Source organism: uncultured Mobiluncus sp., from assembly GCF_963511525.1.
Lineage (GTDB): Bacteria > Actinomycetota > Actinomycetes > Actinomycetales > Actinomycetaceae > Mobiluncus.
In genome coordinates, this window is the sequence record NZ_CAUPIY010000008.1 from 66,479 (window position 1) to 89,701 (window position 23,223).

A 23,223-nucleotide genomic window follows, 5' to 3' on the forward strand; every position below is an offset into this window, starting at 1 on the left:
CCCGCACGTCACTGCTGCGCCAAGAGAGCCAGCTCACGAATCTGAGCGTTAAGGTCGGGCCACAGCGCCTTGTGAACGGGACCAAACTTTTGCGCGCCCAGGAACGCCCCGGCTGTCCCGGCCGCGCGATCCACCCAGATGAACGACCCGGACTGGCCGAAGTGCCCGATGACCTCCGGGGGGAAAGATGCCGGCAGATAGTGGGGCGACTTCACGCCGTGCAATTCCACCCCGGTTGCCCAGAGGTTGTCCTTTTGTGGTCCGTATCCCGGCAGCAGTCCGCGCAGCCCGGGATGCTGCGGGGCACAGAATCCATCGAGGTCGCGCTCGGTAAAGCCGAGCACCCCCGCCTCGGGGCTTAGCAGTTCGCCCGCCAGGCGCGCCAAGTCGCTCACCGGGCCCACCGCGCCCCACGCCGGGGAGTGCGATAAAACTGTACCGTTCATTCCAAGGGGTTCCAAGACCGTTTCTCGCACCCATTCCGTCCACGGTTTGCCCACGACCTTTTCCGCTATCGCCCCAGCTAACTCGAAGTTGTAGTTCGAGTAGATTCGCTTAGTAAACGGCGCAATCGCGCGCGCATCAGGGCGAGCTATTCCGAACTTTACCCCCAGGTGAGGTTGGTCAGGTGAGGTCACCGGAGCGTCGAAAGGCAGACCGGAACAGTGTGAAAGCAAGTCCACCAGCTTGACTCCCCCAGCCGCCGGGGAGCCGACCGAGGCATGTAGAGACAGCGCGGGCGTGGCTAGAGATTGGCGCCAAAATCCAACCGCCACCAAGAACTTGGTGACCGACATCCAAGGAAAAGATTGGTTGAGATTTGCGGGCTCGGAAGCGGTCGTCCACGCGTAGACATTACCGTTGGACTGGCGCGACAAAACCGCTAGGGCATAGGAAAAGTTAAAGCCCTGGCGCGCGGGCAGATGCGCCGCCTCGAGGGAGCCGAATGCTAAACTCATCAGTTTTAAACCAATCGGTACAAATTATTGAATCCAGCCGGACTCCCGGTAGTGCAGCAACAGTTCCTCACGATACTCGGGCAGGAACATCGAGAGGAAATAATGCGCCAGTTCCTGGGCGGCGTTGAATTCCCGGTCATAAAGCCAGTGAATCAAGATTCCGTTATAAACAGCTGCCTGGATTTCAGCTAAATGCGTCGGATCCTCGGTGGCGGCGACTTTGCCATCCTGCTGCAGACGGGACCAAACCCGCTTTAACAGGGTGAGCAAACGTTCGGAGCGGCGCATATAGTGATCGTGTGCGGGGTGAGTCTCAGATGAGGCCTCCACCATCATCATGCATTCCACTTCGATAATCATGGGATTTTCGTTCAGTCGCGAGGTGACCTCTAACAGGGTTTCCAACACCGGCAGCGCGTCTAGCCTCTCTAGGTTGTCCAGGTCAAAACCCAGCTGTGTTTCGTAGCGCTGCACCACGCTCATTAACAGGACTTCTTTGGAGGGAAAGTGGTAGATGACCCCCGGATGCGAAATTCCCACGTGACGGGCGACGTCACGCAAAGACATACCGTGATAGCCGACTTCAGCGAGTAAATCAACAGCCGCGTCCAGGATTGCTTCCCGCCTCGCTAAGCCAGATTGATAGGGGCCGCGCTCCCGTCTTTCCGCAACCATAACCTCTCCCGCTGGAAACCAACACTTAAAAGAGCTATTCCCAGCAAAACACCAGGAAACACACACTCAATCGTAACTTACCACTCGGTAAACTTCCACATTTTGAGACGCCTTCTTTGGGAAAAAACACGTCAAGGCGGCACGAAAACACTTCCGTACCGCCTTGAACAGGTTATTTATTGAATTATTGAGGGTTTTTCACCCGCAATTCCAGCCGATACTGATCTGACATTGGTCCTGTCAATTCGCTCAGGTCCCCAGATTTTATTAGATCAGTAGGACTGAAGTCGGGCATATCCACGACCACCGTCGAACCGGGCGTGATGTCTCCCGCCAGCAGCTTTTCAGCCAGCTGATCGCCGATTTCACGCTGTATCAGGCGGCGCAGCGGGCGCGCTCCGTAAGTCGGGTCATAGCCGGTAACCGCCAGCCAAGAACGCGCGGCCTCGGTGACTTCGAGAGTCAGCTGCGTTTCCGCCAAGCGCGTGGTCAGCTGGTGAATCTGAATGTCGACAATCTGTTCCAAATCCTCGGTGGACAGAGCCTCAAACATGATGGTTTCGTCCAAACGGTTTAAGAACTCCGGCTTGAAGGCGGCACGCACCAAGTCCAAGACCTGACGGCGCGCCTCGGCTGGGTCAGCCGTGCGGTCAATCAGGAACTGGGACCCCAGATTCGAAGTCAGCACCAGGATGACGTTACGGAAATCGACCGTGCGGCCCTGGCCGTCAGTCAAACGGCCGTCGTCCAAGACCTGCAACAAAATGTCGTAGACATCCGGGTGCGCCTTTTCGACCTCATCGAGCAGCACCACCCCGTAGGGACGCCGCCGCACTGCTTCGGTCAGCTGGCCGCCTTCCTCGTAACCGACATAGCCCGGAGGGGCTCCAATCAGGCGTGCGACCGAGTGCTTCTCGCCGTATTCACTCATATCAATGCGGGTCAAAGCCTTTTCGTCGTCAAACAGGAAATCGGCCAGAGCCTTGGCCAGCTCGGTCTTGCCCACCCCGGTAGGACCGAGGAACAGGAAAGAGCCCGTGGGGCGATTCGGGTCGGACACTCCGGCGCGCGCCCGGCGCACCGCGTTCGCCACCGCCCTCACCGCGGCCTTTTGCCCGATGAGACGTTTCCCCAAGTATTCTTCCATGTGCAACAGCTTTTCGGATTCTCCCCGGAGCAGCTTGCCGACCGGAATCCCGGTCCAAGCCGAGACCACTTCCGCGATTTCAGCAGCATCGACTTTCTCGGCAATCATGGGACCGTCCTCAGCCTCGTTGGAGCCTACAGAACCAGATTTTGTACTGTTCGTTCCAGAATCTGCGGAATCTGCAGACGATTGCCCCGCCGAGCCCTCGCTCGTAGAGTCGCCTTCCGCGGCCGCAATCTGGGCTTGAATCGCTGGAATTTCGCCATTTTGCAGACGTCCCGCGTCCTCCCAACGGCCCTCGCGCATGGCTTGTTCCAAAGCTGTATTCAGTTCGTCCAACTTCACGCGCAGTTCGCCGACCCGGTTATGACCGGCCTTTTCGGCTTCCCACCTCCGGTTCAGACGGTTCAGATGAGCCTGCTTTTCGTCCAGGCTGGCCTGCAACTGAGCCACCCGCCCCTCGGTCGCCGGGTCTGTCCGATCCGGGTCGGAGGCGTTCAGATAGGACAGCTCCATATTGACCCGCTCGACTTCGCGGCGCAGAGAATCGATTTCCTCCGGAGAGGAATCCAGCTCCATCCGCAACCTCGATGCCGCCTCGTCAATCAAGTCGATAGCCTTATCGGGCAGCTGACGCCCAGAAATATAGCGATTGGAGAGCTGCGCGGCCGCCACCAAAGCCCCGTCCGAAATAGTCACCTTGTGATGGGCCTCATACTTCGGGGCAATGCCGCGCAAAATCGCGACGGTGTCCTCCACGCTGGGCTCACCCACGAACACGGTTTGGAACCGGCGTTCCAAAGCCGGATCCTTTTCGATATGTTCGCGGTATTCGTCCAAAGTTGTGGCCCCCACCAGGCGCAACTCGCCGCGCGCCAACATGGGTTTGAGCATATTCGAGGCGTCCATCGACCCTCCGCTGGCTCCCGCCCCGACCACGGTGTGAAGCTCGTCGATGAAGGTCACCACTTCACCCTCGGCGTTCTTGATTTCTTCCAGCACCGCCTTAAGGCGTTCCTCAAACTGGCCGCGGTATTGCGCACCCGCCACCATCGCCGCCAAATCGAGGGCGATGAGGTGCTTGTGCTTCAAGGAATCCGGCACGTCTCCCGCCACGATACGCTGCGCTAGGCCTTCCACCACAGCGGTTTTGCCCACGCCGGGTTCCCCGATGAGCACCGGGTTGTTCTTAGTGCGCCGGCTCAGTACCTGGATAACGCGCCGAATTTCGGCGTCACGCCCAATGACCGGGTCAAGTTTGCCGTCCATCGCCCGCTGAGTCAGGTCGTCGCCGTATTTTTCCAGCGCTTTAAACGTGGCTTCAGGATTCGGGGAGGTCACTTTGGTGTCTCCACGAACCTTTTGAATGGCTTGGCGCAGTTTTTTGTCGCTCGCTCCCGCGTCGCGCAGAATCTTGCCGGCTTTGCCCTCATTGTCAGCCAACCCCAGCAGCAAATGTTCGGTAGAAACGTATTCGTCGCCCCGTTCCTCAGCTTTCGCACCAGCCGCACTGATGACCTTTAACATGGCCTGGGAGGGCTGGGGCTCCGCCACGGATTCGCCGGACGCTCCCGGCAAAGACGCAAGTTCACAGCGTACTTCCCGGCCGATAGCATCGGCATCAGCCACACTGCTGAGCACCTCGAAAGCAATCCCCTCGCGGTCCTCCAGTAACGCAGACAACAGGTGTATCGGTTCCAGCATGGCATTGCCGGCCGCCCCCGCGGTACGCAGCGCCGTTGCCAGAGCCTCCTGAGACTTGGTCGTAAATTTTTGGTCCATAATTATCATTCCCTTTCGCCTTTTCGGCACTTAAATAAACAGTAATTGCGGGCGGCGCATTCCGCGATAGATAAGTAAAATCTGGGTTTTCACTCTCTGCGTAATTTGGTAAATTCCCCGCCGCTCTCCGGTGATGTCTGATAGAAAGGAATTACCAATTTCAATTTTTGAGTACGAAGGAGTTTTCATGGGTTTGGAAGATTTGGCTGGTAAAGCTAAGGATTTGGGAGACAAGGCCAAGGGTATTGCTGAGGATTTGGGCGATAAGGCCAAGGACGCCGCCAAGGATTTGGGCGATAAGGCCAAAGACGCGGTGGACTCCGCCAAGGACGCGGTGACTTCCGAGGACAAGACCGACAAGGTTTTGGACGACGTTGCCGGCGCTGCCAATAAGGTGACCGGCGGCAAGTTCAAGGACAAGATTGACGCTGCCCGCGATGCCGCTGACGACAAGCTGGGCGGTAAGTAAGACATCGAATGATGGCTTCGTAATCCCTGATTAAGCGGATTTTTCCGGGGGACGCTGGGAATACCAGCGTCCCCGCGGTATTTAACCGAAAGTGTGGGCCCACCAAGCAAAGCCATTCACTCCCACACCCCTATTGACCCCACACCACCAGGGCACCCGACTGGGAGGACATTTCCAAAGGGAAACCCAGCGATTGGGTTTTTTCGGGACGCTGCCCGCGGTTCAGTTTGGTGACTTCACCGCTGGAGGAGGCGGCAAAGACCCGGTTTTGCCGGTTCGCCGCCAGAGTGAGCGCCGCGTTTTCCGCTTCGAGTTCGTCCACGCGGCGCTGCAGAGCCATGATGCGCCGAATCCCCTCCAGGTTCACGCCCTCCCCTTGAGACAGGCTTTGCACCTGGTGCAGCCGCGCCAAGTCCCGCAGCGAATAGCGCCGTCCGCCCCCGCCGGTGCGCCCCGGCACCACCAGACCCATGCGGTCGTATTGACGCAGGGTCTGGGGGTGGATGCTCATCAGTTCGGCGGCCTGAGATACCCGAAATCGGGGTTTGGCCCAAACTTGCTGAGCCTCGACCTCGCTGAGCCCCGAGGCGCCCTGAGCCCCGCCGAATTCTTTGGCCAGGATCGTTTCGACCAGTCGCCGATTGTTGGAGTACAGCAGCGACAGAGCCGCGTTCATCTCATCGATTAGGCTCATGACACCTCCTAGAGCGCGACCTTCCGATCCAACTCGGCACGCGGATTAGCGCTGCGGGTCGCCGCCGCGAAATCATCAACGGCTTTCTTGGCAGCCCGAGAGAGCTTCTGGGGGACGGCTACCTGCACCGTCAGGCGCAGACTCCCCCGGCCTTTCTTCGTGTGCAGGCCATATCCGGGAATACGGATTTCCTCACCAGATTGTGTACCGCTCGGTACATTAACTTTGACGGTCGTGCCGTCCGGCAGCGGCACTTCAATGAGTGCCCCGTTGACGGCCTCCGCAAAGGTAATCGGCAGGGTAAACAGCAAATCCGTCCCGTCCAACTGCAGGAAAGGATGCGGGGAAACGCTACAGGTCACCACCAGGTTCCCCGGTTTACCACCGTTGACGCCCGGCTTGCCCTTGCCTTTCAGCCGAATCTTTTGTCCATCCCGGACCCCCGGAGGAATCCGCACGCTAATGACATCACCGTGCAGCTTGAGCCGGATGGTGGCGCCGTTATATGCCTGTTTAAAGGTCAGCTTCGTGGAAGCCGTAAGGTCAGCACCGTCTTGGGCGCGGAACGCGAACTTACGCGCCCCCGCATTGGGCGACCCGGCACCATAACCGGGCTCAGCCGTGGGCCGGGCTCCTCCCGGATAACCGGAAAAGCCCTGACCAAACCCGGTGTAGGACGCACCCGGACCCGTTCCGTCAGCACTATCCGCATAGCGGGTAAAGGTGTTGAGGATATCGCTCAAATCCGGTCCGGTTGCGCCACCATAAGTGGTACCGCCCCCGCCGTATCCGCCGGAAAACATCGCTGAAAACACGTCCTCAAAATCAGAGGCAGAACCGTGGCGGGAACCCCCGGCCCGAAACCGGGGACCGCCAGAGGCCATAGCCCGCAAGGCATCGTACTTCTGACGCTGTTCGGAATCGGAGAGAACCGAGTAAGCCTCACCGATTTCTTTAAACTTTTCCTCCGCAGCTTTATCGCCGGGATTCTGGTCTGGGTGATATTGACGCGCGAGCTTGCGATAGGCCTTTTTCAGGTCTTTATCCGTCACGCCCTTCGATACTCCCAGGACCGCGTAATAATCCTTATCAATCCAATCATTGGTGCCCATCGCTTACCCCCTTTCCATTTTCTTGGTTCACGATTCACGCCTCAGAAGGTTGGTCAGTAGAGGGATTTTTCTCTACTCCCACCACCACCATGGCAGCGCGCAGGACCCGTTCTCCCATCAGGTAGCCCGGCTGCGCCACCGCGTCGATGATGTGTTCCCCGTCGTCGTCTGAGCCCGGAGCCATTTGAATGGCCTGGTGCAGATGCGGGTTGAAAGTGTCCCCGACCTTTCCGTAGCGCTTGACTTTAAACCGGGTCTGTAAAGTGGATTCCAATTTCGTCGCCACCGCGCCGAACGGACCTTCCAGATCTCCGTGCTGGCGAGCCAAATCGATGTCGTCCAACACGCCCATCAGGGCATCGACCACCGAAGCAACCCCTGCTTCCTGCTGCTGGGGGATTTCCGCCTTGGTACGTTTGGCGTAGTTGCTGTACTCCTGTTGGAGGTTATACAGATCCGCCCGCGCCCGCGCCAAGTCGTCCTTGGCCTGATCCAGTTCCTGGTTCAGAGCCGCGATACGGTCCTCTTGTGCCTGCGCCAACTCGGTGGTCAGTTCATCCGCTTCGCCCGAGGCGGGTTTGTCGCCCGCCTGAGCCGCCCCCCCGGCCTCGTGACCAGCAGAGTCACCGGGGGAAGCGTGGCCTGGTGCGGAATGACCCGCCGCGGATTTCGCTTTCTTGCCTTTCTTGGAGCCCGACTTGGCTTTGGCCTCAGTCTCAGCGGAATTCTGTGCCTCGCTGGCCTTTTCGGCCTCATGAGCAGCGGCTTTATCGAAATCTTTTTGAGCTTCGGCGTACGCCTTGCGGGCTTCTTGGCTGTGTTTGTCCTCGCTCACTTGTTACCACCCTCATCGCCTTCATCAATGACTTCGGCGTCAATCACGTCGTCGTCATCGCTGGAGGCGGTGTTGGTGTCAGCCGTGGCTCCATCCGCTGGCGCCGATTCGCTTTCCTGCGCGTGGGCGTAGAGAGCCTGACCGATGGCCTGGGCCTTTTCCTCCAGTTCGCTCATCGCCGACTTGATAGCCTCGATGTCCTCACCTTCGTTAGCCTTCTTAAGGTGTTCCAAAGATTCCTTCACCGGAGCCACCACGTCCTCAGGCAGCTTTTCAGCGTTATCCTTCAGCAGTTTCTCAATGCGGTAAACGGCCTGTTCAGCGCCGTTGCGCACCTCGGCCTCGTCACGGCGCTGCTTATCTTCGGCAGCGTGAGCTTCGGCTTCCTTAATCATGCGGTCGATTTCGTCCTTCGGAAGGGACGATCCGCCGGTAATGGTCATGGACTGCTCCTGACCGGTGCCGCGGTCCTTTGCCGAGACGTGCACGATACCGTTAGCGTCAATGTCGAAGGTGACCTCGATTTGCGGCAGTCCGCGCGGCGCGGGAGCAATCCCGGTCAGTTCAAAAGTACCCAGCGGCTTGTTGTCGCGGGCGAACTGACGTTCCCCTTGGTAGACCTGAATCAGCACGGAAGGCTGATTGTCCTCAGCGGTCGAAAAGACCTCGGAGTGCTTGGTCGGAATAGCCGTGTTACGCTCAATCAGCGGGGTCATAATGCCGCCCTTGGTTTCGATACCCAAGCTCAAGGGGGTCACGTCGATGAGCAGAACGTCCTTGCGGTCGCCTTCAATCACGCCCGCCTGGAGTGCAGCTCCCACCGCCACGACCTCGTCGGGGTTCACGCCCTTATTCGGCTCACGACCCCCGGTCAGCTCCTTGACCAACTCGGTTACGGCAGGCATCCGGGTGGAACCGCCAACCATCACCACGTGGTCGATTTCGCTGAGCTTAATGCCTGCGTCTTTGATGACCGCGTTAAACGGAGTCTTGCAGCGATTGAGCAGGTCCTCGGTCATTTCCTCAAACTTGGCTCGCGTGAGTTTTTCGTCGAGGTGAATCGGGCCGTTTTCGCTCATAGACAGGTACTGCAGGTTGATGTTCGTACTCATCGCGCTGGACAGTTCTTTCTTGGCCTGCTCAGCGGCGTCACGCAGACGCTGCAACGCGATTTTATCCTTGGACAAATCCACGCCGTCCTTAGTCTTAACTTGGTCAACCAGCCAATCTACGACACGCTGATCCCAGTCGTCACCGCCCAGTTTGTTATCACCGTTGGTGGCGCGCACCTGAATGGTGGAAAACCCGTCATCGTCCTTGCCGACTTCCAGCAGGGACACGTCGAACGTACCGCCGCCCAGGTCGAATACCAGGATTAGCTCGTCCTCCCGGCCCTTTTCCAGGCCGTAGGCCAGCGCCGCGGCGGTCGGCTCGTTGATGATACGCAGCACCTTTAAGCCCGCAATCTGGCCAGCTTCCTGGGTCGCGGTGCGCTGAGAGTCATTGAAGTATGCCGGAACGGTGATGACCGCGGAATCCACGCTTTCACCCAGGTAGGCTTCGGCGTCCTGCTTGAGTTTGCCCAGGATACGAGCCGAGATTTCCTGCGGAGTGTATTCCTTGTCGTCGATAGAGACTTTCCAGTCCGTTCCCATGTGACGCTTCACCGAAGATATAGTGCGGTCTACGTTCGTGACCGCCTGACGCTTGGCGACCTCTCCCACCAGGACTTCGCCCGTCTTTGAGAACGCCACCACGGAAGGCGTGGTGCGCATCCCTTCTGCGTTGGCGATAATCGTGGGTTCACCACCTTCCAAAACGGCCAGAGCCGAGTTTGTGGTTCCTAAGTCGATGCCTACTGCTTTTGCCATTGTGTTTCTCCCCTTTTTCGTTGTGTGTGTTCGTATTCTTTACATTTCAAACCCGAGAATAGGAATCTTGAGTTCTAACGACTCAAGTTTAGCTCAGGTGATTTTCGTTGTCTACCCGAAACTGTAAAACTTGAGTCTATCTAACTCAACTTCTAAAAGGGTGGTTTTATTCCCGGAAAACGCAGGCCGAAACGAAAAACGATGAAACGCCCTTGTGAACTCAAATCCAGAAAGGGCAAAGCGCCCGGAAAAACTCCGGACGCCTTGCCCCAAAGGAGAACATCATGAAGAAAAAAGAATGTTGTCCAAACCCCGCAAACTAGGCGGCAAAGCCCTGGTTAGCCACCGTGCGGGAACTGAGAATCCCCACGATTCCCGAAGCGGGAACGTTGAAGGAGGGACGACCCACCAGCTTGTTTACCGCGTCAGCCAGCGTGCCAGACTTGAAAGCCCGCGCGTCGCCATCCGCCCGATTCACGTTGCTGGGAGCGACAACCTTGGGAAAAACAGGAACGTTATCGTAGGCGCTGCGGCCAGCCGTGGAGGCCACAGCCACCGCAAACATCTGAGGTGTCTGCAGCTTGTCTGTACCGCTAAGTTGCTCGCTCATTTTCATCCCATCCTTGGATCGTCATAGTCTCTGACTCCAAGACACCGTTGCCGATGACCTTGGTGACAACCGTAACTATCGGCCGGTTTCGGGCTTCATTAGGTTCTTTACGGATTTTTCTGGCCAAAGTTGTTTTGAGCAGGCAATCGATGTTCAAAAGGGGGGCTTTGTCAGGACAAATGATTGTTTTGGGGTGATTCCCCGCCTGGGCCGCGCGATGTCAAAAATCCTTCGAAAACCGCCACAATCCCGCCAGAAAGCCAACTGGAGGGCATGAAACAGGTAAACTTTGAGGGTGGCTGAAAAGGAAAAGTCCTCGGGAACATTGGTAATCGGCTTGGGCCGTTTCGGGTCCGCGGTGGCGATGACGCTGAATTCACTGGATCGCGAAATTCTGGCGGTCGAAAGCGACCCGGCGCAAGTCGAGCGGTTTTCCCCGCTCTTTCCCGTAGTGGAAGCGGACGCGACCCGCCTGGACGCGATGGAACAGCTGGGTGCCAAAGATTTTTCGTCCACCGTGGTGGGGGTCGGCGCCTTGGAAGCGTCGGTGCTGATTACCGCCAACTTAGTCGATTTGGGGATGGAGCAAATCTGGGCCAAAGCCATCAGCCGCGAACAGGGCAAAATCCTGCGTCGTATCGGCGCCCACCATGTCATTTACCCCGAATTTGATGCTGGACGGCGTACCGCGCACCTGGTTGACGGCAGGATGCTGGACTACGTAGAGATGGACCGGGAAGGGTTCTCGATTGTTAAGATGCGCCCGCCGGCAGAAATCCAAGGATTTACCCTGCTGGAATCCGATGTGCGCCGCCGCTACGGGGTCAATATCCTGGGTGTCATCTCGCCTGGACAGCACTTTGAATACGCCGGGCCGGACACGGTAGTAGCAGCCAACGACCTGATTATCGTGTCGGGCGACGGAAAACTGCTCGAAGATTTCGCGAACCGCCCCTAGGAGAACTCTAGAGGTTCAGCCAATAGGTTGAACCGGGCACCACCCGATACATGACCGCGGTGAGGCGTGCCCCAGCACACGATTGCGCCAGCTCACCTAACTCACTCGCCTCGATGTCCACGCCCACGTCGGCGCAGTCCAAAACCGCCGTGAACCCGAAAAACACCACGTCGTAGTCTTGGCGAACCCGCTCCCAATCGACCCCCAGAAACACCGCGTCTTTGCCGCTCAAACGTTGGAACTCCTGGCGCACTTCCAGGTTGGTGAACTCCAGCGGATAGCGCCTGACCAGCTCACGCCAGTTTTCCAGGGAGTTCACTTGGTAGACCCGGTTAAAGCTGAGGGGCGGAATCTGATCAAAGTGGAACGGAATCTCCCGCGCCTGTTCTGGACTGGCCGCCCACACCGGGTCAAACAGGTCGCGCGTACAGGCGAACTGGAGCAGCGGCGCTTGTGGGAAGTGCAAGCCAGAAGTCGGATCGGGGATGGGAGGAACCGGACCGATGAAACTCGTCACAAAGGGGAAAGTGTGAGGATTCGTGCCCCCGTGAGGTGCCCCGTAGCGCGGTAGCTGCCCGGGAGGGCGCTGCACAGCGCTGGGGTCGGAGGGCTGGTGCAGCGTCACGGCGTCCAAAGAATCAAACCGCAGATGATGCGCCCGCGGATGAAAACGCTGCTTGAGGTACTTTAACAGGGGAAACTCCAGCCACTGCTGGGCTAGGGCATCCGCGATATTTCGTCCGCTCGGCCCGATGACCCGGTCCGCGATTCGCGGCTGCATATCTTCGCAAAAGGTGTAGTCACACACAGCCGAGGAGAGCCGCTCCACCAGCAGGGGAAGCTGTTGCTCTGAAAGACCCTGAGCATTTTCCTGGCTGAGCTCATCGAACCGGGTTTTAAACGCTTGAATCGCTGTGTCGGCACCGGGAATGTCGCGCACATCAGTGCCGTTTTGCAGCGCTTTGAGGGCGTGCTTTTCCTTGCGCGCCCGCGCCCGCATATAGGAGTCAAGCAGTTTGCGGTGCAAAGGGTCGTCGGCCATTCCCAAGCAAAACGCTTCCAGAGTCGAACCCGCGAAAATTTCCCGATACAGATTGGGAAAAGCCACCAGCGCCACCCAGTATCGGCGCCACGCCCCCGGCTTCGCCTCCAGGTTAGGGAACGCCCAATTCGTTACCGCCATCGTTGAACTCCCGCTCTGACCTATCCGATACTGGGGGCTTCTTCGGGAAATCGTATCACCCGGCGGCGGTTACGCATGGCGAGGGCGGCTCCGAAAGTCATGGAACCCACCCGGCCGGTGAACATCAGCAGAGAGAGCAAAATTTTCCCTGAATCAGGTAAGGAACCGGTGATGCCGGTGGACAGACCGACAGTACCGAACGCACTGTTGACTTCGAACAGGGCTTTCGACAACGGCAAGTCCGTCAGCAGCATCAGAACGGCCGTAGACAAGCCTATGACCAGGGAACTCATGGCGACCACCGCCACTGCCAGACGCACCGTGGACGGACCGATACGCCTCCCGAACGCCTCGATGTCACGATTGCCGCGCACCTCCGCCAAAATCGCCAGAACCATCACCGCGAAAGTCGTGACCTTGATGCCCCCGGCGGTGGAAGCCGAGCCACCACCGATGAACATCATGATGGAAGAAACGAACCAGGTCGCCTCGTGCATAGAACCTACATCAACCGTGGAAATCCCTAGTGACCTCGCGTTGAACGCGCCCAGTAAAGCCGCCAGGAATTTACCCGGCAGGTCCAGGGCTCCCATAGTTCGCGGATTGTTCCACTCGATAGCCGCGGTGATTCCGCCGCCAACCACGGACAGTGCCAGGTAGGTGGTGATGGTCAGTTTCGAGTGCAAACTCAAGTGTTTTGGCCGCCGCCAGTTGCGGGCTAGGTCCAAGGAAACCGGGAAACCGATGGCACCGATGAAAACCCCCAGACACATCGGGCCGATGATGCCGAAGTCGGAGACGAACTGTTCCACCCCGCCCGGCACTATGACGAAGCCGGCGTTGTTGAACACGCTGACCGCCATGAATACCGCATACCAGGCCGACATGCCGACACCGTAGTCTTGCCGGATGAACTCGGGAAAAAGCATCAGGGCAATGACCGATTCAACCGAAACCGACACCAAGAGAGCCATTTTCCCCAGCGAACCGACTTCCCCGAGAGAGGATTTCTTTTCCCCCGCAGCCAGGATGCGGGCGGTCAGGCCGATGTGGCGCGAAACGGCCAGGGACAGCATAGAGGCTAAGGTCATGACCCCGAGTCCCCCGATTTCTACGCCGAGCATGATGACCACCAGCCCAAACGGCGACCAGTAAGTGTCGGAAGGTACCACGGTCAAACCAGTCACACATACTGCTGAAGTACTGGTAAACAGCGCGTCGACGAAGCGGGCGTGACTCGGATCGCGGGTAGAAATCGGCAGGCACAGGATTGCGGTGTGGATGGCGATGATGGAGAGGAACACTGCCAGAGTCAGGCGAGCGGGGGCGCGGCGGGCGAGATCATCAAACCACTTCCCGCTTTTCTCGCGCAGGTTCGCAAAAAACTTCAAGTTCGCCCGTTCCTTTTTCCCGACAGAGATTTTCCGGCTGGTTTTCTGGCGGAGCTTTCGCTGCCCCGGTGGAGACCTGACGGAATCCACGTGAGGAAAACTCGGTTACAACGTTACCCTCTGGCAGGGTAAAACCGGAATAGTAGCCCCTCAAAAATGAGTAATTTCGAGGAAATTCCTGGGTTTAGAGAAATTTGTGGGCTGAGAACTAACACTTTTAGGTCAATTGCCGCTATATTTTTGTATGTAACGCGTGTTAAGTGTGGGACTAAAGTGGCTCCAGTAACGCGTCTAGGTAATTTTAGGATGACGGGAATGACTCAGAACCAGGCACCACGGTTCCTCACCGTAGCGGAAGTTGCGGATTTGTTGAGGGTCTCAAAGATGACTGTTTATCGCATGGTTCATGCTGGCGACCTTCCCGCCGTTCGTGTCAAGCGTTCGTTTCGGGTGCCGTTGAAGGCGGTCGAAGAGCTTTCCGCGTCAAACCTGGAAAACTGGATGGTTGGCAACGAGGACGAAGCTGTCGCGCAATAGTTTGTGACGTCGCCGCGAGTCTAGGCTCTTTCGTTTTGGCTAGGGTGTCTGAAAAGGGTAAACTTGTGGGGTTATTTGCTGCGCGACAGGCGGCAGCAGTTATTTTAGGAGGTCGGCGTGGGTTCCGTTATTAAGAAGCGTCGCAAGCGGATGGCGAAAAAGAAGCACCGCAAGTTGCTTCGTAAGACGCGTCATCAGCGTCGTAACAAGAAGTAGACGTCGGCGGGCTCGGATTTTACTCCGGGCCCGCGCACGTTTTTCTGGGCGTCTCATCAACACTTCAGTAAGATTGATACGTGGCGAAAATCGCAGCTTTCTTTGATGTCGACGGCACCTTGATTCGCGGCGCCTCGACCTGGTACCTGGCCCGGGACTTGTACTCCCGCGGCTACTTCGGGCTGGATTTTTTTGTGTTTGCGGCTCGCCAGGCCCTGCTTTACGTCATTTTCGGAGAAAACATCCACCGTGTAGAGCAGGTGAAAAAACGGTCCCTGCAAATTATCGAAGGCAAACTGGAATCGGATTTGGCCCTGGTCGGCGAGGAACTTTATGACCGTTTCCTGCAGGAACGTCTGTTTCCGGGAGCCTTGGACATTATTCAAAAGCACCTTGACGCTGGGCACGATGTCTGGTTGGTTTCCGCCACCCCCCGAGAAATCGCCCAATCTATGGCACATCGCCTGGGCCTGACCGGGGCTTTGGGCACGGTAGTGGAAGTCGATGAGTGGGGACGCTACACCGGAAAGATGCCGCAGTCTCTGATGCACGGCACCATGAAAGCCAAAGCGGTGCTGGAACTGTCTTGGGAACACGACTACGACCTGAAACAGTGCTACGCCTATTCCGACTCCATGTCCGACGAAAAGCTCTTTAACCTGGTCGGACACCCCCGCGTGGTCAATCCTGAACCGAAGTTACGCCGGATTGCCAAACGTCGGCACTGGCCGGTTTATGACTTTGCGCACCGCCGCCTGGATATTGCCATCAAGGTGCGCAGCCGCTACCTCCCCGCCATCACGATTGGTATCCTGTGGACCCTGCGCGTCCTCTGGAGATACGGGATTCGCCGGATTTTGCGCGCCTTGGGGCGGGTATTGCATTTCCTGTTTCCCTGGCGCCGCTAACGGCCTAAAATCTGATAACCGCTGACCGTCAACCCCGAAAAGTGAGGAACCATGGCTCTGACCACCGTCCACCTGATGCGCCACGGCGAAGTCGATAATCCCGAAGGGGTGCTGTACGAACGGCTTGACGGCTTTGGACTGACCGAGCGGGGCCGGGAAATGACGGCGCTGACGGCTCGCTGGCTGGCGGAGGAAAACCGCGATATTGCCATGATTATGTCCTCCCCGCTGCAACGCGCGCAGGAAAGCGCCGCCCCCGCGGCCGAAATTTTCCAGCTGCCCGTTTTCACCGATTCGCGTCTGACCGAGGCGGGCAACAAGCTGCGCGGGCAAAAGATTCACCGTTCCTCGCTGACCTTGGCCCACCCGCGATACTGGCCGCTGTATGTGGCACCCTGGCTACCGTCCTGGGGGGAACACTACCGAGATATCGCCCAGCGAATGTTTCGCGCGGTCGCCCACGCGAGAGCCCTGACTCCCCCGGGCCGGGAATCGCTGGTCGTTTCTCACCAGCTGCCGATTTGGACCCTGCGGCGTTTCGTGGAGGGAAAGTCCTTAGTGCACGATCCGCGGAAACGCGAGTGCGCCCTGGCCTCCGTGACCTCGTTTTATTTCGACAACGCCACCTTGATTGGCTTGCATTACGCCTCACCAGCGGAATCACTGGTGGCTCAGTCCCGTGACGTGACGCCGGGCAGTTCCAGTGCCGCGGTCAATACCGGTCACTGATTCGCAAAATTGCGCGATTTCTGAAGCGCGGGTCGACGGGACGCACCTCTCACACGTGCTTAAACTGGCTGTGATACAGCTGGTAGTAAGCGCCGCGTTGGGCCAGCAATTGTTCATGGTTGCCAGATTCCACTAGGCGGCCCTCGTCAATGACCAGGATAATGTCCGCGCCGCGAATCGTGGAGAGCCGATGCGCGATGGTGAAGGTCGTTTTCCCGTGGCCCAGCCGCGACATCGCCTTGGCCAGCTGCAGTTCAGTGCGGGTATCAACCGCGGAAGTTGCCTCGTCCAGAATGAGGATAGATCGGTCGGCGTAAAAGGCTCGCGCTATGGTGAGGAGCTGTTTTTCCCCGGCTGACAGCGCCGTGGAATCGTTGTCAATCAACGTGTCGTATCCGGCCGGCAGGGCTTTCACCAGGGAGTCCAGTCCGGATTGAGTCGCTGCCAGTTGCACCGCGGTCGGGTCCGGTGCGGGCTGGCCAAAGGCAATGTTGGCGCGAATCGTGTCGTCAATGAGCCACGGGTCTTGCGCCACCATGCCGATTTCGGCCCGCAGCCGCTCAATCGGAATTCGGCGGATGTCGAGGCCGCCCAGGGTGATGGTGCCGCTATCAGGGTCAACGTAGCGTTCCAACAGGTTCACTAGGGTGGTTTTGCCCGCTCCGGTGGGACCCACGATAGCGATGGATTGACCCTTTTCTACGGTCAGGTTCAGGTCTCGGATGACGGGTTTGCTGGCCACGTACGAGAACGTCACGTTGTCGAACACGATGCGACCGTCCTGTAGCGCCGCGCCGCAGTCGGCCGTTCCCTCGTAACGTTCAGAAGTGGGGTCGGGTCCGCAGATGAGCGGGGCCACCCGATCGGTTTCGATTTCGGAATCGGTTTCGTCAATGAATCCGAACAGGCGCTCGGCGCTGGCCAGCGCGCTTTGCATCAGGTTCAAAATCTGCATGACCGCAGCCAGCGGCATAGAAAAGTTGCGCGAGTATTGAATAAATGCCTGGACTCCCCCGATGGTCATCATGCCGGACAGCACGAACCAAGCACCGATTACCGCAACCAAAACAAAGGACAGGTTAGACACCAAAATCAGCATTGGCTGCATCAGCATGGAGATGAACTGGGCTTTGAAACTGGCTTGGGTGAACGTCTCATTTTCCCCCGCGAAACGTTGGGAATAGGTTGGTGCCAAACCGTGCAAGGTGAGGATTTGTTGCCCGGAGAAGGATTCCTCGACCAGGGTCGAGACCACCCCGGTTTGGTCCCATTGTTGCTTAAAGTAGGGCTGGGACTTTTTCATGATGAACCCGGCCCCCGCCCCGACGATAGGCAAAATCAGCAGGGTCAACAACGCCAGCCACGGGGAAATCACGAACATCATCACCGTGACCGCCACAATGGAAATGAGCGAGTCCAAGGCTCGCCCCAGAACCTGCTGCAGGGTCTGGGTGATGTTATCGACATCGTTAGTGGTGCGAGACACCAGGTCGCCCCGGTCGTGAGACTCCAGGTAAGACACGGACAGCCGGTTGACCTTATCGTTGGCGGCATTTCGTAGCCGATAGCCCAAACGCTGCACCACCAGCCGGTTGATACGTTGCCCCAGGTAGCCCAAGATTGCGGCGACGATACTGAGGCCCAATGCCACCACGAGGTTTTGTACCAGACGGTCCACTTTTCCGGCCAGAATGTTATCCGTGGCGAAACCGAGAATTGCGGGAACCAGGCTCATCGAGATGGTTCCAGCCAGAATCATGAAAAATTCCAGCCCGATTAATCCCAGGAAAGGCTTAAGCTCAACGAATAGCCGGCGCCAAGCCGCGCGGGCGTTGCGGGGCTTATCGTGCGGGTTGGGTGCCCCGTGCGGGCCCCGCCGAACAGAGCGTCTCTGATTTGGAGGCATTATGGCACCTCCTCCAAGGACAGCTGGGACTCCACGATTTCTTGGTAAGCTCCGCAGTCAGCCAACAGCTGCTCATGGGTTCCCAGACCCACCATCCGGCCCTCATCCAACACGATGATTTGATCTGCGTGACGCACCGAAGCGATACGCTGCGCCACAAAAATCAGGCTGACCGGCCCCTCCAAACTTTTGAGCTCGCCACGCAGCTTCGCCTCGGTAGCAAAATCCAGAGCCGAAAACGGATCATCGAGAAACACCAGCGCAGAGCCCCGAAACAGGGCTCGTGCCACCGAAAGCCGCTGACGCTGCCCGCCGGAAAAATTCTTGCCCCCCGCACTAACCTCAGCGTCCAGGCCGCCGTCCAAGGCAGACACAAAGTCCCCGGCTTGTGCCCGACGCAACGCCACCCAGACCTTCTCACGTACCTCACCCGTGATTTGCGCCGTCTCCATCCCGGAAACGGTGGAGGCAATAGTGCCCGAGAACAGGTAGCTGTTTTGGGGAACGTAAGCGATGTGGCGGTGCCACTGGTGCAGGTCGAGGTCTCGCAAGTCCACACCGTTGACCGTAATCTGTCCGGCGGTGGGGTCCAAGGACCGCATCATCAGGCGCAAAAGGGAGGTTTTGCCGCTGCCGGTGGAGCCGATGATGGCGGTGCTCTGGCCCGGCTCGATACGGAAGTTCAGGTCCTGCAGCAAAGACCGGCTGGCACCCGCAAAACCCACCGAAACTCCCTCGAAAGCCAAGGTAAACGGCTCTGCGGGGAAAGCCACAGGAGTGTGGGGTGTGCTGATTTCGGGAGGGGTCGAGATGACTTCAGACAAACGTTTGGCACACACCTCGGCACGAGGCACCATCACGAACATGAACGAAGCCATCATGACCGCTCCGAGCAGCTGCATCAGGTAGGTCAGGAAAGCGACAATATCCCCGATTTCCATCTGGCCCGAAGAGTAGCGGCCCGCCCCGAACCAGATAACCCCTATCGAGGAGAGCATCACGATGAGCTGCACCGCGGGAATCATCAGTGCGAACAGGTTACCCAGGCGCAAAGCGACATCACGCAAATCCCGATTAGCGGTATCGAAACGTTCGTTCATGAACGTTTTGCGGCCAAAAGCCCGCACGATACGCACCCCGGAAAGCGCCTCGCGGATACGCGCCGCCACCGCGTCGATACGTTCCTGCTGAACTTTGAACAAAGGCGACATGAAGTGCATCAAGATACCCACCACCAGCAGCAGCACCGGCACCGCCACCAGGAACAGCAAGGACAGCGGGGCGTCTAGAGACACCGCCATGATGACCGCGCCCACGCCCATTATGGGGGCTTGAATCATGATGATGAAAGTCATCAGAATCACGCCTTGCACCTGGTTGATGTCGTTGGTGGCACGGGTAATCAGCGAGGCGGAACCGAAGCGGTGCATTTGGGACGAGCTGAAAGTCAATACCTGGTCATAGACCTTTTGGCGCACATCGCGACCAATCCACATGGCAATTCGACCGCTGAAATACGCCGAGACGACCATCCCGAGGGTCTGAATGACGGTCGCGACCAGCATGATGCCACCGAGTTTCCAGATCAGGGCGAGGTTTTCGCTCACGATGCCGTCGTTGATGATGTCCGCGTTCAAAGTCGGCAACCACAGGCTGGCTAAACATTGCACGACCTGGGCAATAATCACTATTACCAGGAAGGTCCAACGCCGCGGCATATGCTCTCGCCACAGCTTAAACAGCATCAGGACCTCCGAGATTAGTTAAATAATTTAAAAACCAGTAGTCAGTTTGGCACAAATTCCTAGGGGACGCATAACTTCGCTTTTTCGCTGAAACTGGCATACATTTCCCGAGGCTTGGGGCAAGAGCACCCCCGGACGGTTAGAATGAAAAGGTCACGTCACCGGGGAAGACCCCCGAGAAACGATTGAATAGGATTTTATGAGCGAGAACGCCACATACGAACAAATGCTGGCCCAGATTGACCCCCGGATTGGGGTGGAGTACGTGTTCGCCAGCGTCACCGAGCTACCACCCGACGTGGAGCCGGTCGCGTTGATTCGCGAACCGGAAGGCATCACTATCGGGGTGACTTTGGAAGAAGCCGCCCGCGCCGGTCTCAGCACTGCGGACCCCTACACGATTATTACCCTGTCAGCGCCGGGATCTTTGGACGTGGTGGGGTTGAACTCGGGGATTGCCCAAGTGCTGTCCTCCCGTTCCATTCCGGCAAACATTTTTTCAGGTATCTATCACACCCATATTTTTGTGCCGTCAAAACTGGCGGCCGAGGCTAAAGCCGTACTCGAAGATGTGTCCGGCCAAGCCAAAGCCTGGCTCAATATGTAAGCCCGGGCGCCAACCCCAAAGGAATACTGTTCAGAATGAAGGATAGAAACCCTCTCCTGCTGAATCCTGACCCGATGGTTCGGATGGCAGATGGCACCATCAAACAGCGCAACCCCCTGACCGGGACCCAAGTGTGGACGGTGACGGGCCGCGGGAACCGTCCCCACTCCCACCGGCGCGTTCTGCTCGACCGGCCACGACTGCTGCTTCCTTCCGAGTTCACCAACACCTGCGCCTTTTGCACGGACCGCTACTTCGACACCCCGCCGGAAAAATCCCGGCTGGTCAAAGGCTTAGACGCAAAGTTCCACAAAATCGAGGGCCTGCCCGCCGCCTCCATGCAAGACATGGTCGCGGAGTTTCGGCGAATTCCCAACCTTTTTGAGATTGTTTCCTACGATTACTGGCACGAAAACCACAACCACTACCCCACCGAGGCCCAAAACCGGCGCATGGCCGACTACCTGGCCTCCGCCGCGGGATACGACCACGTTTTGCACGTGGTAAAAATGCGCCTGGAGGCTTCCGGTGAGGACCATCCGGAAACTATTCCCGATGATGCCCTACTGCAATACGCCAACGGCCTGTTTGCCGGGGGGCACGACGTTATCGTGGCGCGACGTCACTACGTGGACGGGGCGACCCGGACGGATCAAAACGCTTCAGCCGGGACCTTGAGTGTTGCGGAACACCGTGCGTATATCGGCTACACCATCGCCGCCCTGAAAGATTTATACAACTTGAATCCCGCCGTGAAATACGTCACCGCTTTCCAGAATTGGTTGAAACCAGCCGGAGCGTCATTCGACCACCTGCATAAACAGCTGGTAGCGGTGGACGAATACGGGGTCCAGATTGAAGCCGAAGCGGCGCGCGTGGCAGCCAACCCGGCGATTTATCGCCAAATCCTGCACTATGTGGGTCACCGGCAAATGATGATTCTGGGCAACGACTACGCGGTAGGGTTCGCCGACTTCGGTCACCGCTATCAGACCATCGCGGTCTGGCCGCTGGGACCAGCGCTGCTGCCGTGGGAATACACTCGCGAACAGGTCGATGGGATTTCTGACGTGTTGCACGCGCTGCACTGCGCGGTCGGGCCCGCAGTACCCACCAACGAGGAGTGGTACCACCGACCTGTTGACCTCGACGTCCCTATGCGGTTCCGCATCCTGCTAAAACAACGCACCTCGACCTTGGCGGGCTTTGAAGGCTCCACCCGAATCTACCTCAACTCGGTCGACCCGTGGACGCTGCGAGACGAAATGGTGACGCTGCTCGAGAAAAAACGCGAGCAAGGCCTCATCGCGCCCTCGCTGCGGCTGGGCAACGAATATCGTCTGCCAAAAAATCCCCTGGGGGAATAGCCCGCCCCGCGCGACCACACTGGCGAAACCCGCGGCGGTACTCTCGACCGAACCGAGGCCTGACCCGATAACATGGAGGGGACACTGTTGTTTGGCGTAAACCTGACAGAGATTTAAGGAGAAAACGTGGACATCGGACAAAAAGTTGTGAATGTGGCGGCTGTGGCCGCGGCCGGTCTGGTCAGCGACAATATCGTCAGGTTGGGATGGAGAATCGCCACCGGAGCCAATCCTCCCAAGGAGGACGACATCGAGGTCGGGTTGGCTCAAGCCATCGTTTTCGCGGTTCTTTCCGGGGTTTTGTTAGCCATTATCAGGCGTTTTACCGTGCGTACCGCCAGTCAGTGGTGGATAAACAAGCACAGCGAAGCCGGCATCGAACGCGTCTAGGGGTGTCAGTTCGAGTCCGGGCTTAGAGGGAAACGACAAAATCGTCCTGGTCAATAATGACCCCGTGAGTCGCTTCTGCCAACTCCCTGGCCACGGCTTCTATGGCATCAATGACGGTCAGCCGGTCCAGGCGCATCGCGCGTTTCAGTTTACTTTCCTCAGTGATGGTGATTTCCGGGGCTATCCAGGAAATGGCGTAGCTCACGCAGCCATCTTCGGCGTGTCCCAAAGCCGGGGGAATAGCGGTCTCTCCCTGCACCACCACGTGAACAGATGATTTTTGGGTCACGTCAGCAGCTATGGCGTAAGCGTCGACCATCATTGGCATGGACATGGCGGCCTCGTCGTAGGCTTCCGCTTCCGCGTGTAGCCACGCGCGCTCGTCCGGGCTGACTCCAGATTGGATGCGGGAGCGCAAGCCGTCGGGGTCATAGTTGGCGCGCTCCTCTGGGGTGGTCAGTTGAGGTGTTTTAGGTCCCGAGCTGCGCTGTGTCTGTTCGGTTTCGTTTCCCATCAGCAGGGTCGCGATAGGCAAGGCTCGCTGCACCACCTGGAGGCAGGCCGCGGGCTCCAACCAAATTTCAGACAAGACCCGCAAGCTCACCGCGGAATCCGGATCCGGCACGATGATGGGCCCGGTCGAGAACCGCAAGGCGCCAGCCAAACGTCGCGCCATGCGCCGCAGCCCTTGCAAAACTTCGAGTTCCAACCCTTCTGGGCCGCCTTCTCGAAACGCGTCCCACAAGGGGTCGCGGTCCTGCAGCCACTGCGGCACCGGTTTACCGCGCAAAGCAGGAACACCCGCTAAATACGCGAACTTCAGGCGGCTGGGCAGCCCCAATCCCACAATCGCCTCCGGCGTCAAATCCCACGGACCGGTCAGATACGCCTCTTTCTCAAGCTCTAAAAGCCCCGGCCCCAGGCGGGAACACCCAGTCCAGATTTGTCCGGCCAGAATATCGATTTCTTCGGGCTGCACGTCGTCGGCTACCGCCAGCAGGTGAAAAGGCTCGGCGGCAGGCAAATCCAGAGAATCGTGACGATTGGCCGGTGACAACATGATTTTCTTCCTTCCTAAGTCTGGTCTGGGGGCCGTTACCGAGGCTGTGCTGCCGGGGGGGCTCATCTGGGT

General features: G+C 58.2%; 22 protein-coding genes. 9 read left to right on the plus strand and 13 right to left on the minus strand.

The window, feature by feature from the left end; genetic code table 11:
* Nucleotides 1–8: 8 nt before the first annotated feature.
* From RQ935_RS07025 to RQ935_RS07035, 3 genes are all read right to left on the minus strand, one after another.
* The gene (locus RQ935_RS07025) at nucleotides 9–959 is read right to left on the minus strand and encodes a serine hydrolase domain-containing protein (protein WP_311497754.1); all 951 of its coding nucleotides are present in this window, start codon (nucleotides 957–959) and stop codon (nucleotides 9–11) included.
* A 24-nt stretch (nucleotides 960–983) separates the two neighbouring features.
* On the minus strand, nucleotides 984–1,634 hold the full coding sequence (locus tag RQ935_RS07030) for a TetR/AcrR family transcriptional regulator (RefSeq protein WP_311497755.1): 651 nt from the start codon (nucleotides 1,632–1,634) through the stop codon (nucleotides 984–986).
* Between the two features lie 184 nt (nucleotides 1,635–1,818).
* A complete protein-coding gene (locus RQ935_RS07035; RefSeq protein WP_311497756.1) occupies nucleotides 1,819–4,563 on the minus strand; it encodes an AAA family ATPase in 2,745 nt (914 codons plus the stop codon).
* A gap of 187 nt (nucleotides 4,564–4,750) precedes the next feature.
* On the opposite strand from RQ935_RS07035, the gene RQ935_RS07040 reads away from it, so the two are divergent.
* Nucleotides 4,751–5,032 (plus strand): Rv0909 family putative TA system antitoxin, encoded by a 282-nt coding sequence (locus tag RQ935_RS07040; RefSeq protein WP_311497757.1) that lies wholly within the window; start codon nucleotides 4,751–4,753, stop codon nucleotides 5,030–5,032.
* A 130-nt stretch (nucleotides 5,033–5,162) separates the two neighbouring features.
* Here the strand turns inward: RQ935_RS07040 and RQ935_RS07045 are convergent, their stop codons facing one another.
* From RQ935_RS07045 to RQ935_RS07065, 5 genes are all read right to left on the minus strand, one after another.
* Nucleotides 5,163–5,726 carry a heat shock protein transcriptional repressor HspR gene (locus tag RQ935_RS07045; RefSeq protein WP_311497758.1) on the minus strand — a complete coding sequence of 188 codons (564 nt, stop codon included), beginning with the start codon at nucleotides 5,724–5,726 and terminating at the stop codon, nucleotides 5,163–5,165.
* Between the two features lie 8 nt (nucleotides 5,727–5,734).
* Nucleotides 5,735–6,838, minus strand: coding sequence for a J domain-containing protein (locus RQ935_RS07050; protein WP_311497759.1), 1,104 nt, complete (start codon nucleotides 6,836–6,838; stop codon nucleotides 5,735–5,737).
* Nucleotides 6,839–6,872: 34 nt separating this feature from the next.
* Nucleotides 6,873–7,673 (minus strand): nucleotide exchange factor GrpE, encoded by an 801-nt coding sequence (locus tag RQ935_RS07055; RefSeq protein WP_311497760.1) that lies wholly within the window; start codon nucleotides 7,671–7,673, stop codon nucleotides 6,873–6,875.
* On the minus strand, nucleotides 7,670–9,544 hold the full coding sequence (gene dnaK, locus RQ935_RS07060) for a molecular chaperone DnaK (protein WP_311497761.1): 1,875 nt from the start codon (nucleotides 9,542–9,544) through the stop codon (nucleotides 7,670–7,672). Before dnaK ends, RQ935_RS07055 begins: the two co-directional genes overlap by 4 nt.
* Nucleotides 9,545–9,863: 319 nt before the next feature.
* Nucleotides 9,864–10,154: a hypothetical protein gene (locus tag RQ935_RS07065; protein WP_297723072.1), complete on the minus strand. Its 291-nt coding sequence runs from the start codon at nucleotides 10,152–10,154 to the stop codon at nucleotides 9,864–9,866.
* A gap of 295 nt (nucleotides 10,155–10,449) precedes the next feature.
* On the opposite strand from RQ935_RS07065, the gene RQ935_RS07070 reads away from it, so the two are divergent.
* On the plus strand, nucleotides 10,450–11,112 hold the full coding sequence (locus RQ935_RS07070) for a TrkA family potassium uptake protein (protein WP_282922304.1): 663 nt from the start codon (nucleotides 10,450–10,452) through the stop codon (nucleotides 11,110–11,112).
* Between the two features lie 7 nt (nucleotides 11,113–11,119).
* Here the strand turns inward: RQ935_RS07070 and RQ935_RS07075 are convergent, their stop codons facing one another.
* Both RQ935_RS07075 and RQ935_RS07080 read right to left on the minus strand, forming a co-directional pair.
* Nucleotides 11,120–12,295, minus strand: coding sequence for a DNA mismatch repair protein MutL (locus tag RQ935_RS07075; protein ID WP_311497762.1), 1,176 nt, complete (start codon nucleotides 12,293–12,295; stop codon nucleotides 11,120–11,122).
* A gap of 20 nt (nucleotides 12,296–12,315) precedes the next feature.
* Nucleotides 12,316–13,686, minus strand: coding sequence for a potassium transporter TrkG (locus RQ935_RS07080; protein ID WP_311497763.1), 1,371 nt, complete (start codon nucleotides 13,684–13,686; stop codon nucleotides 12,316–12,318).
* Nucleotides 13,687–14,001: 315 nt separating this feature from the next.
* Between RQ935_RS07080 and RQ935_RS07085 the strand changes: the two genes are divergently transcribed.
* From RQ935_RS07085 to RQ935_RS07100, 4 genes are all read left to right on the plus strand, one after another.
* Complete coding sequence (locus tag RQ935_RS07085) at nucleotides 14,002–14,223, plus strand: helix-turn-helix domain-containing protein (RefSeq protein ID WP_297723067.1); 222 nt, start codon at nucleotides 14,002–14,004, stop codon at nucleotides 14,221–14,223.
* Nucleotides 14,224–14,340: 117 nt separating this feature from the next.
* The gene (locus tag RQ935_RS07090) at nucleotides 14,341–14,439 is read left to right on the plus strand and encodes a 30S ribosomal protein bS22 (protein WP_003792170.1); all 99 of its coding nucleotides are present in this window, start codon (nucleotides 14,341–14,343) and stop codon (nucleotides 14,437–14,439) included.
* 80 nt (nucleotides 14,440–14,519) lie between these two features.
* Nucleotides 14,520–15,347 carry an HAD-IB family hydrolase gene (locus tag RQ935_RS07095; protein WP_311497764.1) on the plus strand — a complete coding sequence of 276 codons (828 nt, stop codon included), beginning with the start codon at nucleotides 14,520–14,522 and terminating at the stop codon, nucleotides 15,345–15,347.
* Nucleotides 15,348–15,398: 51 nt separating this feature from the next.
* A complete protein-coding gene (locus RQ935_RS07100; protein WP_311497765.1) occupies nucleotides 15,399–16,076 on the plus strand; it encodes a histidine phosphatase family protein in 678 nt (225 codons plus the stop codon).
* Nucleotides 16,077–16,125: 49 nt separating this feature from the next.
* Here RQ935_RS07100 and RQ935_RS07105 read toward each other — a convergent pair whose 3' ends face one another.
* Both RQ935_RS07105 and RQ935_RS07110 read right to left on the minus strand, forming a co-directional pair.
* Nucleotides 16,126–17,982 (minus strand): ABC transporter ATP-binding protein, encoded by a 1,857-nt coding sequence (locus RQ935_RS07105; RefSeq protein ID WP_311497766.1) that lies wholly within the window; start codon nucleotides 17,980–17,982, stop codon nucleotides 16,126–16,128.
* Nucleotides 17,982–19,727 (minus strand): ABC transporter ATP-binding protein, encoded by a 1,746-nt coding sequence (locus tag RQ935_RS07110; protein WP_311497767.1) that lies wholly within the window; start codon nucleotides 19,725–19,727, stop codon nucleotides 17,982–17,984. Before RQ935_RS07110 ends, RQ935_RS07105 begins: the two co-directional genes overlap by 1 nt.
* A gap of 199 nt (nucleotides 19,728–19,926) precedes the next feature.
* Between RQ935_RS07110 and RQ935_RS07115 the strand changes: the two genes are divergently transcribed.
* From RQ935_RS07115 to RQ935_RS07125, 3 genes are all read left to right on the plus strand, one after another.
* Complete coding sequence (locus tag RQ935_RS07115; protein ID WP_297723058.1) at nucleotides 19,927–20,334, plus strand: ACT domain-containing protein; 408 nt, start codon at nucleotides 19,927–19,929, stop codon at nucleotides 20,332–20,334.
* Between the two features lie 35 nt (nucleotides 20,335–20,369).
* Entirely contained in the window at nucleotides 20,370–21,701 is a 1,332-nt protein-coding gene (locus tag RQ935_RS07120) for a DUF4921 family protein (RefSeq protein ID WP_311497768.1), read from the plus strand.
* Between the two features lie 126 nt (nucleotides 21,702–21,827).
* A complete protein-coding gene (locus RQ935_RS07125; RefSeq protein ID WP_297723054.1) occupies nucleotides 21,828–22,091 on the plus strand; it encodes a DUF4235 domain-containing protein in 264 nt (87 codons plus the stop codon).
* Between the two features lie 22 nt (nucleotides 22,092–22,113).
* On the opposite strand, the gene RQ935_RS07130 is transcribed toward RQ935_RS07125, so the two are convergent.
* Nucleotides 22,114–23,151, minus strand: a complete 1,038-nt coding sequence (locus tag RQ935_RS07130) for a hypothetical protein (protein ID WP_311497769.1) — start codon at nucleotides 23,149–23,151, stop codon at nucleotides 22,114–22,116.
* Nucleotides 23,152–23,223 lie beyond the last annotated feature (72 nt).

Coding starts and splice junctions, on each gene's coding strand:
- RQ935_RS07025 (WP_311497754.1), bottom strand. CDS start 959: ATGAGTTTAGCATTCGGCTCCCTCGAGGCGGCGCATCTGCCCGCGCGC.
- RQ935_RS07030 (WP_311497755.1), bottom strand. CDS start 1,634: ATGGTTGCGGAAAGACGGGAGCGCGGCCCCTATCAATCTGGCTTAGCG.
- RQ935_RS07035 (WP_311497756.1), bottom strand. CDS start 4,563: ATGGACCAAAAATTTACGACCAAGTCTCAGGAGGCTCTGGCAACGGCG.
- RQ935_RS07040 (WP_311497757.1), top strand. CDS start 4,751: ATGGGTTTGGAAGATTTGGCTGGTAAAGCTAAGGATTTGGGAGACAAG.
- RQ935_RS07045 (WP_311497758.1), bottom strand. CDS start 5,726: ATGAGCCTAATCGATGAGATGAACGCGGCTCTGTCGCTGCTGTACTCC.
- RQ935_RS07050 (WP_311497759.1), bottom strand. CDS start 6,838: ATGGGCACCAATGATTGGATTGATAAGGATTATTACGCGGTCCTGGGA.
- dnaK (WP_311497761.1), bottom strand. CDS start 9,544: ATGGCAAAAGCAGTAGGCATCGACTTAGGAACCACAAACTCGGCTCTG.
- RQ935_RS07065 (WP_297723072.1), bottom strand. CDS start 10,154: ATGAGCGAGCAACTTAGCGGTACAGACAAGCTGCAGACACCTCAGATG.
- RQ935_RS07075 (WP_311497762.1), bottom strand. CDS start 12,295: ATGGCGGTAACGAATTGGGCGTTCCCTAACCTGGAGGCGAAGCCGGGG.
- RQ935_RS07085 (WP_297723067.1), top strand. CDS start 14,002: ATGACTCAGAACCAGGCACCACGGTTCCTCACCGTAGCGGAAGTTGCG.
- RQ935_RS07100 (WP_311497765.1), top strand. CDS start 15,399: ATGGCTCTGACCACCGTCCACCTGATGCGCCACGGCGAAGTCGATAAT.
- RQ935_RS07105 (WP_311497766.1), bottom strand. CDS start 17,982: ATGCCTCCAAATCAGAGACGCTCTGTTCGGCGGGGCCCGCACGGGGCA.
- RQ935_RS07110 (WP_311497767.1), bottom strand. CDS start 19,727: ATGCTGTTTAAGCTGTGGCGAGAGCATATGCCGCGGCGTTGGACCTTC.
- RQ935_RS07115 (WP_297723058.1), top strand. CDS start 19,927: ATGAGCGAGAACGCCACATACGAACAAATGCTGGCCCAGATTGACCCC.
- RQ935_RS07120 (WP_311497768.1), top strand. CDS start 20,370: ATGAAGGATAGAAACCCTCTCCTGCTGAATCCTGACCCGATGGTTCGG.
- RQ935_RS07130 (WP_311497769.1), bottom strand. CDS start 23,151: ATGTTGTCACCGGCCAATCGTCACGATTCTCTGGATTTGCCTGCCGCC.